The following is a 13647-nucleotide window of genomic DNA, read 5'->3' as shown; positions in this document are numbered from 1 at the left end:
CTCTCGTCATATCCCGGAGCTGCTGCGTCACTCCCACTCGACCGCTGGCGCGGCCGAGTGCCACCGGCGCCTCCTGTCGAGCGGGAGTTTCACTCCCACTCGACCGCTGGCGCGGCCGAGTGCCACCGGCGCCTCCTGTCGAGCGGGAGTTTCACTCCCACTCGATGGTTGCCGGCGGCTTCGACGTGACGTCGAGCACCACCCGGTTGACCTCGCGCACCTCGTTCGTGATGCGGTTCGAGATCTTCGCGAGCACGTCGTACGGCAGGCGGGTCCAGTCGGCGGTCATCGCGTCCTCGGACGACACCGGGCGCAGCACGACGGGGTGGCCGTAGGTGCGGCCGTCGCCCTGCACGCCCACGGAGCGCACGTCGGCGAGCAGGACCACGGGGCACTGCCAGATCGCCTGGTCGAGCCCGGCGAGGGACAGCTCCTCGCGGGCGATCGCGTCGGCCTCGCGGAGGATGTCCAGGCGCTCCCGGGTGACCTCGCCGATGATGCGGATGCCGAGGCCGGGGCCGGGGAACGGCTGGCGGCCGACGATCGCCTCGGGGATCCCGAGCTCGCGGCCGATCGCGCGCACCTCATCCTTGAAGAGGGTGCGCAGCGGCTCGATGAGCTCGAAGTCGAGGTCGTCGGGGAGGCCGCCGACGTTGTGGTGCGACTTGATGTTCGCGGTGCCGGATCCGCCGCCCGACTCGACCACGTCGGGGTAGAGCGTGCCCTGCACGAGGAACTTCACCTTCTCGCCCGAGGCCTTCGCCTCCTCGACGAGGTCGCGCTGCACCTGCTCGAACGCGCGGATGAACTCGCGGCCGATGATCTTGCGCTTGGTCTCCGGATCCGTCACGCCCGCGAGGTGGCCGAGGAACGTGTCGGCCGCGTCGACCGTGATCAGGCGCACGCCGGTGGAGGCGACGTAGTCGCGCTCGACCTGCTCGCGCTCGCCCTTGCGCAGCAGTCCGTGGTCGACGAACACCGCGGTGAGCTGGTCGCCGATGGCCTTGTGCACGAGCGCCGTGGAGACGGCGGAGTCGACGCCGCCGGACAGCGCCGAGATGACGCGCGCGTCCCCGACCTGGGCACGGATGCGCTCCACCTGCTCAGCGATGACGTTGCCGCTGTTCCAGTCGGCGGGCAGGCCCGCGCCCTTGTGCAGGAAGTTCTCGATGATCTCCTGGCCGTGGTCGGAGTGCTTCACCTCGGGGTGCCACTGCACGCCGTAGAGCTTGCGCTCCTCGTCGGCGAACGCCGCGACGGGGGTCGCCGGGGTCGAGGCGAGGACCTCGAAGCCCTCCGGCGCCTTCGCGACCTGGTCGCCGTGGCTCATCCACACGTTCTGCTCCGCGGGCTGACCGCCGAGCAGCGTGGAGTCGTTCACGGGGATCATGGCGTCGGTGGCGCCGTACTCGCGCAGGCCCGTGTTCGCGACCTCGCCGCCCAGGGTGCGCGCCATGTACTGGAAGCCGTAGCAGATGCCGAGCGTGGGCACCCCGAGGTCGAACACGCCCGGGTCGAGCTGCGGAGCGCCCTCCTCGTACACCGACGACGGACCGCCGGAGAGGATCAGCGCGACCGGGTTCTTCGCCGCGATCTCGGCGGCGGTCGCCGTGTGCGGCACGATCTCGCTGTAGACGCCGGCCTCACGGACGCGTCGGGCGATCAGCTGCGCGTACTGCGCGCCGAAGTCGACGACGAGGGCGGGGCGCTGCTCTGTGTCGGGAGTCTTGTCGGTCAACGGGCACCTTCCGTGGCGGGAGCGGTCGAGGAGGACTGTGGGGCGCCGGCGGCCTCGCGGCGGGCGAGGTAGGCCTTCACCTCGCGGGCGACGCGGGTCTCCATGATGAAGGAGAGGAACGGCACGACGCCGCCGAGGGCGAGCAGGATGAAGCGCAGGAACGGCCAGCGCATGAGGCTCCACACCCGGAAGCAGGCGAACAGGTACACGACGTAGAACCAGCCGTGCGCGACCAGGATCCCCATCGAGAGGTTCAGCCCGTTGCCCGTGGACTCGAGGCCTCCGTGCACGCCCTCGACGACCGGGGCGAACCACAGGAAGCCGCCGGATCCACCCGCGAAGAGCTCGAGGTGGATCGGGGTGTACTTGAGCACCATCTCCGCCACGAGCAGGAGCAGCATCACTCCCGTGATGATCGAGGCGATCTGGTAGAACTTCAGCGCGCCGCGGATGGCCTGGAAGCTCTCAGGCTTGGGTTCGGGCATGGATCCATCCTAGCCGCCGGATCCTGTGCGCCTCCGGGCCGCCCGCGATCCTCCGGGCCGCCTGCGATCCTCCGGGAACGACGAAGCCGCCGGTTCCGGGGGTTGCCCGGATCCGGCGGCCGCGTCGGAGGCGATCAGCCGATCAACGGATCACCTGTTCCTGCCCTTGTTGAGGCTCAGCGACGCCGTGGCCTCGCCGTTGCTCTGCACGACGGCGAGGGTCCACTTTCCGGCCTTCGCGTCGCGCGGGATCGTGACGGTCACCGCGAAGGTCCCGTCGGAGGTCACCACGGCGGTGCCCAGGTCGTACGTCTCCCCCTTCTTGCCGCGCAGCTCGAGGGTGAGCGACTCGTTCGCGAGGAACTCCGTGCCGCGCACCGTGAGGGAGTCGCCGGCGGCGACCTTGCCGCTGCCGACGCTGATCTTCCCGGTGAACGGACCCGGGTCGACGACCCCGGCGACGGTGATCGGCAGGTCGGCCGTGGTGCCGGTGCCCGCGACCGCGACGTGCAGCGCCTGCGCGCCGTTCACGCCCTGCGGGATCGTGAATGTCAGGGTCGCCGTGCCGGCCTCGTCGAAGGCGTCGACGGTGACCGCCGGGTTGACCGCGGACGTGGCGAGCGCCGTGTCCCCGAGGGAGACGGTCACGTCGCCCGGAGCCGGCTCCCCCGCGCTGAACGCGAGCGAGCTGAGCGTCAGGGTGACGCTCTCTCCCGGCTTGTAGCCGGCCGCGTCCGCGGGGGCCGTCAGCACCGCGCCGACCGCGCGCTGCGCGAGATCCGGCGAGGCCGTCTTGTTCGCGGCGAACCAGTCGACCATCGACTGCAGGTCCACCTTGCCGGTGTCCTTCTTGTCGGTGCCCTGCTGGAACGCCGTGAAGGCGTCACCGCCCGCCGCGAGGAACGCGTTCGCGCCCACCGTGTAGGTGGCGGTGGGATCGATCGGCGTGCCGTTCAGGCGGATGCCCGTGATGTGCGAGCCCGCCGCCGCGGACGGGTCGTAGGTGTAGGTGAGCTCCTTCGAGACGCCGAGCTTCAGGAACGGCCGCGCGGATCCCGCGGGCTGCCACTGCTGCTCGAGCACCTGCTTCACCTGCGCCCCGGTGAGCTTCACCGTCATCAGGGTGTTGGCGAACGGCTGCACGGTGGCCGCCTCCCGGTAGCTCACGCTGCCGTCCGTGTCCCCTGCGGCGGTGCTCGCCGCGTAGGTGAGGTTGGCGCGCAGACCGCCCGGGTTCATGAACGCGAAGTCCGCACCGGTCGACCACTTCTGCACGTCGGCGACGAAGTTGCCCAGGGTGGACTCACCACCGCGGTTCTCCGTCTTGCCGTCGCTCTGGCGTGCACGGTTGAAGTCGGCCGTGATGTCGCCGAGCTTCACCGAGCCCAGCTCGTCCGCCTTGATCTTGGCGGCGTCGACGATGGCCTGCACCGCCGGGTCGGCCGGATACTGCGGCACCTTGTTGACGGTCAGCGGCTTGATCTCGTTGGTGATCGAGAGCAGCTTCTTCGTGGTCGGGTCGACCTTCAGATCCATCAGGCCCATGTTCTCGCCGTACTGGCCCGCGGAGACCACGGGGCGGCCGTCGATCACATGGTTGTACGCGAGGTGCGTGTGCGCCGAGACGATCGCGTTCACGCTCTTGTCGACGCCGTTCACGATCTCGCCGAGACGCGACTCCGGCGTGATGCTGGCCACATCGGTGGTGGTCGCCCCTTCGTGCACGAGCAGGATGATCACATCGGCCTCGCCGTTGGACTCGTCGCCGTCCCGGAGGGTGGCGGCGACCTGGTTCACCGAGGTCGCGATGTCGCGGACCTCGAGGCCCTTCATGCCGTCCGGCGAGACGAGGGTCGGCAGATCCTCGGTGACCGCGCCGATGAAGCCCACCTTGACGCCCTGCACGTCCTTCACCCACGCCGGGGTGAGGGCCGGCGTGCCGTCTGCGGTCTGGAACACGTTGGAGCTCAGGTAGGTCCAGTCCGCGCGCGGGATCACCCGGTCGCGGAGGTCGGCGTAGCCCTGGTCGAACTCGTGGTTGCCCGCCGCGCTCACCTCGAGACCGGCCGCGTTGAGCGCGTCGATCGTGGGATTGTCCTGCTGGATGAAGGACGTGAACGTGGAGGCGCCGATGAGGTCGCCCGCGGCCGCGAAGATCGTGTTCGGGTTCTGCTTCCGGAACTGCTCGACCGCACCGGCCACCACCGCGGCACCGGCGGCGGCGCCGTCGGCCTCGATGCGTCCGTGGAAGTCGTTGATCGTCGCGATGTTGATGTCGATCGGATCCGCTGCGCCCTTCAGGCCGACGACGATCGGGTCGTGGTCGCTGGAGCGGTACGGCGTGCCCGGCTCGGTGGCCGCGAACGCGTACCCGCGGTCGCTCCACTCCGGCGAGTTGATGTTCCACACGCCCGCGCCGGTGATCGCCTTCGCCGCGGACGGCGACGCGATCACGTGGTCGAGGGATCCCAGCTCACCGTCGAAGGAGTAGGTGTACTGCCCGTGCGCGAAGGTCGGCTCCACGTCGGTCCACCCGGCCTGGGCGAAGACGTCGATCGGGTCCTCCTTGCCGTAGGCGTTGAAGTCGCCCACGAGGAACACATCGTCGCTGCCCGAGCTCTTCTGCACCTGCTGCGCGAACGCGAGCTCGGCCTTGGCCTGGGCGACGCGGTCGGCGTTGAAGAAGCCCCTGCCCGTCGGCCGGCTCCGGACCGGCGTTCTGCGGCGGCGACTTGGACTTGAGGTGCGTGGTGATGACCGAGAGCACGCGCCCCTGCGCCGTCTGGAACGTCTGAGCGATGGGCTCGCGGGCGTTGCCGAACACGGTCTCGTCCACGATGGTCGACGCGTCACCCTTGAGGGTCACGGACGCCTTCTTGTAGATGATCGCCGTCGTGATGACGTCGGTGATCGAGGTGTCGTTCAGCACCGCCGGCGTGCGGACGTAGTCCCACACGTCGGAGCCGGCAGCGTCGTTGAGCCCCTGCACGAGGTTCTGCAGCGGGGCGTCGAGCGGGAGTCCGAACTTCGGCCCGTTCTCGACCTCCATGAGGCCCACCACATCCGCGCCCAGGCCGTTGATGGCCGAGACGATCTTCGAGCGCTGGATCTGGAACTGCTCGTCGGTCTTGGCGCCGCGGGCGTTCGGATCCTGGCTCGAGAGGGTCGTGAAGAAGTTGTAGACGTTGAACGACGCCACCTTCACGTCCCCGCCCACCGCCGGAGGCGCATCCGTGCGCGGGTTCTCGTTGCCGAACGTGGGCTTGTGCGAGGCGTCGCTCGTGCCCGAGATCGGCACCACCGGCTGCAGGCGCCAGTCGTCGAAGCCGTACTGCAGGATCTCGCCCTCTGCGGGGAAGTGCACGACGTCGCCGTTGCGGACGACCGTCTCCTTCGTGAAGTACGGCTGACCGCCGGTGTGACCGCTCTTGCCGATCTGCGACGACCAGCCGTCGTCGAGCAGCATCCGGTTGGCGCGGTTCGCCGCGGTGATCGCGTCGGCCTCGGGGCCCGGGCGGACCACCTCGGTCGCCTTGACGTTCAGAGCCTCGCCGGCGTTGAGCCACAGCGTGCCGTAGTTGTACAGCTGGTGGCTGGAGGCGAGCTTGTAGGTGCCGCTGGGCGCGACGAGCATGTTCTCGTACGCCTCGCGGTCGCCGCCGCGCACGCTGTCGGGGAGCGCGACCGGCTGCGGGACGCCCGCACCGGCGGTCACCACGGTGACGTCGCCGAGGGATGCCGGCGTGATCTGGGTCTGCCCGAAGTACTCCGACACCTTGCCGGTGACGGAGACGAGGTCGCCGCGTGCGACGGCCGGGGCCAGCGCGTTCAGGTAGACGAAGATGCCGTCCGAGGCGCCCGCGGTCTTGGTCTCGCCGCCGGTGCCCTGGGTCTGGATCGTGACGCCCTTGTATCCGCCGGTGCGGTAGTCGCCCGTGACGACGCCCTGGACGGTGACGGTCTGGTCGACGAACGGCGAGACGTCCGTGGTGCCCTGCACTTCGGCGATGCTCTTGGTCTCGACCGGCGCCGGCGTGTCCGTCGGGGTCGGCGTGGGCGTGGGCGTGGGCTCCGGACCGGGATCGGTGCCGTTGTTCTTCGTGTTCGTCGGCGTGATGGTCGCGGAGAGCGCGAAGTCCGCGGCGTTCGCGTCGGAGTCGGCGCCCTGTGCGCGGTTCAGTGACTTGACGTCGGTGTTGCCCGCGGGAGCGCCGGCTGCCGCACCTTCGAACGTGTTGGACGTGCCGTAGCCGAGCAGATCGATCACGTTGGCGTCGCCGGTGACGGATCCGGTCGGCAGGGTGATCGCCGTGGTGCCCTTGACGAGGGCGATCGTGCCCGCGGAGCCGCTGGGGTTCAGGCCTCCCGTGGCGTCGGCGGCGGGCAGGGCCGCCCCGTTCGCGCCGTTGCTGCCGCCCTGGACGAGGTAGTAGCCGTGCGCGGGGATGGATCCGGCGAGAGGGACGACGCCGTTGGACGCGCCGGTCCCGCTGGCCGAGCGGTACTGGATCGAGGTGCCGTCGAGCGCGATCGCGGATCCGGTCGGGTTGTAGAGCTCGACGAACTTGTTCGTGAACGCCGCGCCGGTGCTGCCGCCGGAGAGGTACGCCTCGTTGATCACCACCCCCGTTCCCGAGGTGTTGGCGAAGGCGGGGAGCGCGATCAGGGCTCCCGCGCCCACGGCGCTGACGGTGGTGACGGCGAGGGCGCACAGGCGCACCCGCCTTCTGCGATTCGCGACGGGAACCGCGCGGCTCTCGTCGGCAGGGGCGTTCGTCACGGTGCTGTCTCCTCCGGAGGTCGGCGCCGGCCTCCTCGTGGGATGGCCGACGGCGCCGTCTGGGGACGGCGCATACGACCCGACACTAAGCGAGGCTGTGCGCGGGCTTCAAGGAGCTTAGGGAGGCGCTGAGAGGAGTTCACTGTCAGGACAACGGATCTTCACCGGCTCGCGCGCGAAGGTGCATGACGACCGCGATCTGCGCTCGAAAGAGCACTGAGCTGCCATGGTTCGTCGGGACGGGCTCGGTGACGGGGCGAACGACCGGATCCCTTCAACACGCTCAGGCGGCGCGCGGACCCGGGTCGGCGGCGCCGCCGCGTTCCTCGAACTCTTCGACCTCGCGCTCCCAGGCGTCCTTGGCGAGCCGGTACCAGAGGTAGAACGCGAAGCCGGCGAAGATCACCCACTCCACGGCGTAGAAGATGTTCAGCCAGTTGACCGAGGAGTGCTCCTCCGGCGCGGGCGACGAGATCGCCGCGAGCCCGCCCAGCGGGGCCGCCGAGGCCAGATACGGGCGGTACACGTCGAGCCCGGCGGTGTCGTGCCAGAATCCGAGCAGCGCGGCGGGCGACATCCGGTCCATGCGCGCGGGCTGGTCCTTGGGCGGCGCGACCGGGCCCTCGTCGGAGATCAGCCGGCCCTTCACGGTGATGACGGACCCGTCCGCGATCTTCTCCAGACGCTGCGCCGCCGCCTTGGCCGCCTTCTCATCCGCGGCCCAGCCGATCGCGACGGCGAGCGAGGTGGGCTCTGCCGTCCCCGCGATGCGCAGCTGGCCGGTGATCCAGTACCCCTCCACGCCGTCATTGAACCGCGAGGAGACGATGAGGAAGTCACCGGGGATCCAGGATCCGCTGGCCTCGGTCCGCTGCCCGACGAGCGGCGCGTCGAGATAGGCGCCGGGCTTTACCACCTGATCGATCGGCAGCACCTTCTCGGTCGCGCCCGGAGGCGGCGGGCTGGTGTCGATGGCACGCCCGAGCTGCCACTGGCCGAGCCAGGCGAACACGCCGGCCACGACGAGGCACAGCAGCAGCATCCCGATCCACCGGCCGCGCAGCATCACCTCGCGCAGGGTCGGCGGGAACTCCGGGGCAGGGGCTGCGGGGCGCTGCGGGGACGACACGGGATGGTTCAACGGCTGCGGGCTCAGGACTGGTACGGGGCCAGCACGACCTCGACGCGCTGGAACTCCTTGAGGTCGGAGTAGCCCGTGGTGGCCATCGACTTGCGCAGCGCGCCGATGAGGTTGGCGGTGCCGTCGGCGACCGGAGCCGGACCGTACAGGATCTCCTCGAGCGTGGCGACGCCGTCGACGCGGACCCGGCGGCCGCGCGGCAGCTTCGGGTGGTGCGCCTCCGGACCCCAGTGGAAGCCCTGGCCGGGTGCGTCGGTGGCGCGCGCGAGGGCGACGCCGAGCATCACCGCGTCGGCGCCCATGGCGAGCGCCTTCACGATGTCGCCGGAGGTGCCCACGCCGCCGTCGGCGATCACGTGCACGTAGCGCCCGCCCGACTCGTCGAGGTAGTCGCGGCGCGCCGCGGCGACGTCGGACACGGCGGTGGCCATCGGCGCATGGATGCCCAGGGTGGCACGCGTGGTGGACGCCGCTCCCCCGCCGAACCCGACGAGCACCCCCGCGGCGCCCGTGCGCATGAGGTGCAGGGCTGCGGTGTACGTGGCGGCGCCGCCGACGATCACGGGGACGTCGAGGTCGTAGATGAACTTCTTGAGGTTCAGCGGCTCGGCGACGCTCGAGACGTGCTCTGCGGAGACGGTCGTGCCGCGGATGACGAACAGGTCGACGCCGGCCTCGACGACGGTCTGGTAGAGCTCCTGGGTGCGCTGCGGCGTGAGGGATCCGGCGACGGTGACGCCGGCCTCACGGATCTCGGCCAGGCGCGTCTTGATGAGCTCCGGCTTGATCGGCTCGGCGTAGAGCTGCTGCATGCGGGTCGTCGCGGTGCCCTCGTCGAGGCCCGCGATCTCGGCGAGCAGCGGCTCCGGATCCTCGTACCGGGTCCACAGCCCCTCGAGGTCCAGCACGCCCAGGCCGCCGAGCTGGCCCAGCATGATCGCGGTGCGCGGGCTGATCACGGAGTCCATGGGGGCGCCGAGCACCGGGATCTCGAACGGGAAGGCGTCGATCGTCCACGCGGTGGACACGTCCTCCGGGTTGCGGGTGCGCCGCGACGGCACCACCGCGATGTCGTCGAACGTGTATGCGCGGCGCGCGCGCTTGCCTCGGCCGAGCTCGATCTCCTGGGTCACCCCCTCAGACTACCCGGGTTGCCCCCGGCTCTCCGCGGGCTCGGGCGCCCGACGAGGCGCGTCACCGGGGATCAGGCGGCGTAGCGGCCCGAGGCGATCGCCCGAGCGCGCTTCTTCTCCGCCTCCTCCTCGCGGTTCTTCGGCGGGGTGGTCGCGACGAGGGCGTCGAGCAGGTGCTGGGTGACGTGCGCGATCTCGGCGACGGCGTGGTCGAACGCCTCCTGGTTCGCCTTGGACGGCTTCGTCGTCCCCGCGATCTTGCGCACGTACTGCAGCGCGGCGGCATGCACCTCGTCTGAGGTCGCCGCGGGTTCGAAGTTGTGAAGGGTGTGGATGCTCCGGCACATGCCCGCCAGGCTACGCCGCACCGCCGACGTGCGGAAGCACGCTCCGCCCGCTGTCGCCGGGCGTCAGAGCCGGTGCTCGCTGCGCGGGAGCACCTCGAGTACGTGGGGCAGCTTGTTCGGGAAGCAGGCGCGGAACAGCTCGGTGATCTGCGGGTCGGATCCGTAATCGTCCACGATCCGCAGGCCGATCATGGTGCTGATCAGCATGCCCTCGGCGAGGAACTCGCGCGCCTCGTCGGCGTCGAGGCCCATCTCGTCACGGAAGAAGCGCCACACTGTGGCGAAGCCGCGTCGTGCGGCCGCGCCGATGGCCGGGTTGCTGCCGAGCAGGTAGGCGTGCGCGAGGGTCTGGTGCAGTCCGCGCACCTCGATGAGGTCGACGTAGGCCTCGCCGATGCGCCGGCCGACGGGGCGTTCGCCGCCCTCGTCGGAGGCCGCGAGCGCTGCGCGGAAGGCGGCGAGCAGACGCTCGAGGGCGAACTCGATGGTCGCGAGGAAGAGGTTCTCCTTGGTGCCGAACAGGCGCACGACGTAGGGCTGGCTGACCCCGGCGGCGCGGGCCACCTGATCGGTGGTGGCACCTTCGTATCCCCGCGATCCGAAGATCGTGAGCGCAGCGAGGATGATCTGCGCGCGTCGCTCGTCGGAGGACAGGCGACGACCCGGATCCTCGGTCGCGTCGGTGGCGGAGGTCGCTGCGGAAGTCATGCCGAAAGGTTATCAGCGAATGACTTGACTTTGTAATCATGCGATTACTACATTGTGCTCAGCGCTTGTGATCATCCAATTACAACTGGAGTCCACCATGACCGACACCTCCTCCCCCACGCCGGTGCGTCGCGAACGCACCGGCCTCTCGCCGCGCCGTCCTCGCCCCGTGGCGCTCGTGATCGCCGCAGCGTCGCTGCCGATGTTCATGGCCACGCTCGACAACCTGGTCATGACCAACGCCCTGCCCGTACTGCATCGCGAGATGGGCGCGACCATCGAGCAGCTGCAGTGGTTCGTGAACGCGTACACCCTGGCCTTCGCCGGTGCGATCCTCGTGGCCTCGGCGCTCGGCGACCGGTTCGGGCGCCGCACCGTGTTCGCGCTCGGGATCGCGCTGTTCGGCGCCGGATCCCTGTTCGCCGCGCTCAGCTCCGATCCCGGTCAGCTCATCGCCGCCCGGGCGGTGCAGGGGCTCGGCGCGGCCGCCGTCATGCCGCTCTCCCTCGCCCTGCTCACCGGGGCCGTGCCCGCTGCACGGCGCGCCCTGGCGATCGGCATCTGGGGCGGCGTGTCCGGACTGGGAGTGGCCGTGGGTCCGCTGATCGGCGGCGCGATCATGGAGGGCTGGAACTGGCAGGCGATCTTCTGGATCAACCTGCCGGTGGCCATGATCGCCATCCCCTTCGCGCTGCTCGTGCTGAACAACGACTTCGGCGCCCGTGTGCGCATCGACGTGCCCGGAGCGCTCCTGGCCGCCGCCGGAGTGCTCGCGCTCGTGCACGCGATCGTCCGCGGCAACGACGACGGCTGGGACACGATCGGCGTGATCTCGGAGCTCGCTCTCGGCGGCGCGCTCGTGATCGCCTTCCTCCTCTGGCAGCTGCGCGCAGCGGCGCCGCTCGTGCCGCTCCGGCTGTTCCGCGATCGCTCGTTCTCGGTCACCAATGTCGTCGGATTCGCGTTCAGCTTCGGCACGTTCGGATCCGTGTTCATCCTCATCCAGTTCCTGCAGGTCGTGCAGGGCGCGAGCCCGCTCGAGGCCGCCGTGCAGACCACGCCCTGGACCCTCGCTCCGATGTTCGTGGCCCCGATCGCCGGCATCATCGCCCCGCGGGTCGGCACCCGGGCGCTGCTGGTCGCGGGCCTGCTGCTGCAGGGCGTCGCCCTGGGCTGGCTCGCCGCGCTGCTCTCCGCCGACGTGCCCTACGCGGCGCTCGTGGCACCGTTCGTCCTCGCGGGCGTCGGCATGGGGCTCGTGTTCGCGCCGTCCGCCACGGCGCTGCTGGCCACCCTGGGCCTCGTCGACCACGCCAAGGCGTCGGGCGTGAACTCGACCGTGCGCGAGCTCGGCGTGGCGCTGGGCACCGCCGTGATGACGGCGATCTTCGTCGGCGCCGGCGGGCAGCTGCGCCCCGACCACTACGTGGACGCCGCGCGGCCGGCCGTGTTCACCGGGGCCGTGGTGCTGCTGGCTGCGACGCTCGTGGCGCTCTGGCTGCCGGTTGGGCGGGGCGGACACGGCGCCGGGGAGGTCGCCGCCGAGACGAAGGCGCGCTCGGCCGAGACGAACGCGGGCGCCGGCGAGACGAACGCGGGCGCCGCCGAACCCGTCCCGGCCTGAGCGACATGACGAAGGCCTCGGATCCGATCGCGGGATCCGAGGCCTTCGTCGTCGACCGAGGTCTTCGTGCGGGGTTTCGGCGCGGGCGCGCTGCGCGCGTCCTCGCTCAACCTTGAGTCGAGATCGCGTCGAGTCCGCGGCGCGGTCGTGACCCGACTCGACTCAACGCTTGTAGTTGGGCGCCTCGACCACGATCTGCACGTCGTGCGGGTGCGACTCCTTGAGGCCCGCCGGGGTGATGCGCACGAACTTGCCGCGCGCCTTCAGCTCCTCGATGGTGCGCGCGCCGACGTAGAACATCGACTGGCGCAGGCCTCCGACGAGCTGGTACGCGACGGCCGAGAGCGGCCCGCGGTAGGGCACCTGGCCCTCGATGCCCTCGGGGATCAGCTTGTCGTCGCTGGGCACGTCGGCCTGGAAGTAGCGGTCCTTCGAGTACGAGGTCTGCTTGCCGCGGGTCTGCATCGCGCCGAGGGATCCCATCCCGCGGTACTGCTTGAACTGCTTGCCGCCCTGGAACACGATCTCACCCGGCGCCTCGTCGGTGCCGGCGAGCAGCGAGCCGAGCATCACGGCGTCGGCGCCGGCGACGAGGGCCTTCGCGATGTCGCCGGAGTACTGCAGACCGCCGTCGGCGATGACCGGGATGCCGGCCGGGCCCGCGGCGAGCGACGCCTCGTACACGGCGGTGACCTGCGGCACGCCGACGCCCGCGACGACGCGGGTGGTGCAGATGGAGCCCGGTCCGACGCCCACCTTGACGGCGTCGACGCCCGCGTCCACGAGGGCCTGCGCGCCCTCCCGGGTCGCGACGTTGCCGCCGATGATGTCGATGTGCGCGAACGACGGATCCGCCTTGAGCCGCTTGACGAGGTCGATCACGCCCTGGGACTGGCCGTTGGCGGTGTCGACGACGAGCACGTCCACGCCCTTGTCGCGCAGCGCCTCGGCGCGCTCCCAGGCGTCGCCGAAGAAGCCGATCGCCGCACCGACGCGCAGCCGGCCCTGCTCGTCCTTGGTGGCGAGGGGGTACTTCTCGCTCTTGTCGAAGTCCTTGATCGTGATGAGGCCGGCGAGCTTGCCGTCCTCGTCGATGAGGGGCAGCTTCTCCACGCGGTGCTTGGCGAACAGCTCGATGACCTTCTCGGCGGGGACGCCGACGGGGGCGGTGACGAGGTTCTCGCTCGTCATCACGTCGCGGGCCAGCGTGGTCTGCTTCGCGGATCCGGAGATGAAGCGCATGTCGCGGTTCGTGACGATGCCGACGAGGTGACCCTCGGGGTCGACCACCGGGAGCCCGGAGATCCGGTACTTCGCGCACAGCGCGTCGACCTCGGCGATGGTCGCCTCGGGGGTGGTCGTGATCGGATCCGTGATCATGCCCGACTCGCTGCGCTTGACGCGGTCGACCTGCGCGGCCTGGTCGGCGATGGAGAGGTTGCGGTGCAGGATGCCCAGGCCGCCCTCACGGGCGATGGCGATGGCCATGCGCGCCTCGGTGACGGTGTCCATGGCGCTGGAGAGCAGGGGCGTGGCGACCGAGATGCGGCGTGTCACACGGGACGACGTGTCCGCCTCACTCGGGATGACGTCGGTGTGCCCGGGCAGGAGCAGGACGTCATCGTAGGTCAATCCGACAAAACCGAACGGGTCGTGCTGCTCCATGGGTTGCGGGGCTCCTCTTTCTCGCG

10 protein-coding genes are annotated in these 13647 nt (G+C 70.4%); 1 reads left to right on the top strand and 9 read right to left on the bottom strand.

The features are described from left to right. Positions 1-151 precede the first annotated feature (151 nt). From guaA to AERO9AM_RS05205, 8 genes are all read right to left on the bottom strand, one after another. Positions 152-1738: a glutamine-hydrolyzing GMP synthase gene (gene guaA, locus AERO9AM_RS05235; protein WP_159575196.1), complete on the bottom strand. Its 1587-nt coding sequence runs from the start codon at positions 1736-1738 to the stop codon at positions 152-154. Beyond that, positions 1735-2223, bottom strand: coding sequence for a DUF3817 domain-containing protein (locus AERO9AM_RS05230; protein ID WP_159575195.1), 489 nt, complete (start codon positions 2221-2223; stop codon positions 1735-1737). The genes guaA and AERO9AM_RS05230 overlap by 4 nt, the downstream gene beginning before the upstream one ends. 150 nt (positions 2224-2373) lie before the next feature. Beyond that, complete coding sequence (locus tag AERO9AM_RS17475) at positions 2374-4632, bottom strand: 5'-nucleotidase C-terminal domain-containing protein (RefSeq protein WP_236602685.1); 2259 nt, start codon at positions 4630-4632, stop codon at positions 2374-2376. Positions 4633-4696: 64 nt separating this feature from the next. Next, a complete protein-coding gene (locus AERO9AM_RS17470) occupies positions 4697-7003 on the bottom strand; it encodes an ExeM/NucH family extracellular endonuclease (protein ID WP_236602491.1) in 2307 nt (768 codons plus the stop codon). A 283-nt stretch (positions 7004-7286) separates the two neighbouring features. Continuing rightward, positions 7287-8069: an SURF1 family cytochrome oxidase biogenesis protein gene (locus tag AERO9AM_RS05220; RefSeq protein ID WP_159577381.1), complete on the bottom strand. Its 783-nt coding sequence runs from the start codon at positions 8067-8069 to the stop codon at positions 7287-7289. An 86-nt stretch (positions 8070-8155) separates the two neighbouring features. Further along, positions 8156-9277 carry a GuaB3 family IMP dehydrogenase-related protein gene (locus tag AERO9AM_RS05215; protein WP_159575194.1) on the bottom strand — a complete coding sequence of 374 codons (1122 nt, stop codon included), beginning with the start codon at positions 9275-9277 and terminating at the stop codon, positions 8156-8158. Positions 9278-9348: 71 nt separating this feature from the next. Continuing rightward, positions 9349-9624, bottom strand: coding sequence for a DUF2277 domain-containing protein (locus AERO9AM_RS05210; protein WP_159575193.1), 276 nt, complete (start codon positions 9622-9624; stop codon positions 9349-9351). A gap of 63 nt (positions 9625-9687) precedes the next feature. After that, positions 9688-10332 (bottom strand): TetR/AcrR family transcriptional regulator, encoded by a 645-nt coding sequence (locus AERO9AM_RS05205; RefSeq protein ID WP_159575192.1) that lies wholly within the window; start codon positions 10330-10332, stop codon positions 9688-9690. A gap of 97 nt (positions 10333-10429) precedes the next feature. Here AERO9AM_RS05205 and AERO9AM_RS05200 point away from each other — a divergent pair, with 97 nt between their 5' ends. Beyond that, positions 10430-11956, top strand: a complete 1527-nt coding sequence (locus tag AERO9AM_RS05200) for an MFS transporter (RefSeq protein ID WP_159575191.1) — start codon at positions 10430-10432, stop codon at positions 11954-11956. Between the two features lie 162 nt (positions 11957-12118). Here AERO9AM_RS05200 and guaB read toward each other — a convergent pair whose 3' ends face one another. Then, complete coding sequence (guaB, locus tag AERO9AM_RS05195; protein WP_159575190.1) at positions 12119-13621, bottom strand: IMP dehydrogenase; 1503 nt, start codon at positions 13619-13621, stop codon at positions 12119-12121. Positions 13622-13647: the final 26 nt, after the last annotated feature.

Origin of the sequence: Microbacterium sp. 8M, assembly GCF_902506375.1 — a bacterium.
Classification (GTDB): domain Bacteria; phylum Actinomycetota; class Actinomycetes; order Actinomycetales; family Microbacteriaceae; genus Microbacterium.
This window is presented reverse-complemented; position numbering and strand designations above follow the sequence as displayed.

Coding starts and splice junctions, on each gene's coding strand:
- AERO9AM_RS05230 (WP_159575195.1), bottom strand. CDS start 2,223: ATGCCCGAACCCAAGCCTGAGAGCTTCCAGGCCATCCGCGGCGCGCTG.
- AERO9AM_RS05220 (WP_159577381.1), bottom strand. CDS start 8,069: ATGCTGCGCGGCCGGTGGATCGGGATGCTGCTGCTGTGCCTCGTCGTG.
- AERO9AM_RS05210 (WP_159575193.1), bottom strand. CDS start 9,624: ATGTGCCGGAGCATCCACACCCTTCACAACTTCGAACCCGCGGCGACC.
- AERO9AM_RS05205 (WP_159575192.1), bottom strand. CDS start 10,332: ATGACTTCCGCAGCGACCTCCGCCACCGACGCGACCGAGGATCCGGGT.
- AERO9AM_RS05200 (WP_159575191.1), top strand. CDS start 10,430: ATGACCGACACCTCCTCCCCCACGCCGGTGCGTCGCGAACGCACCGGC.
- guaB (WP_159575190.1), bottom strand. CDS start 13,621: ATGGAGCAGCACGACCCGTTCGGTTTTGTCGGATTGACCTACGATGAC.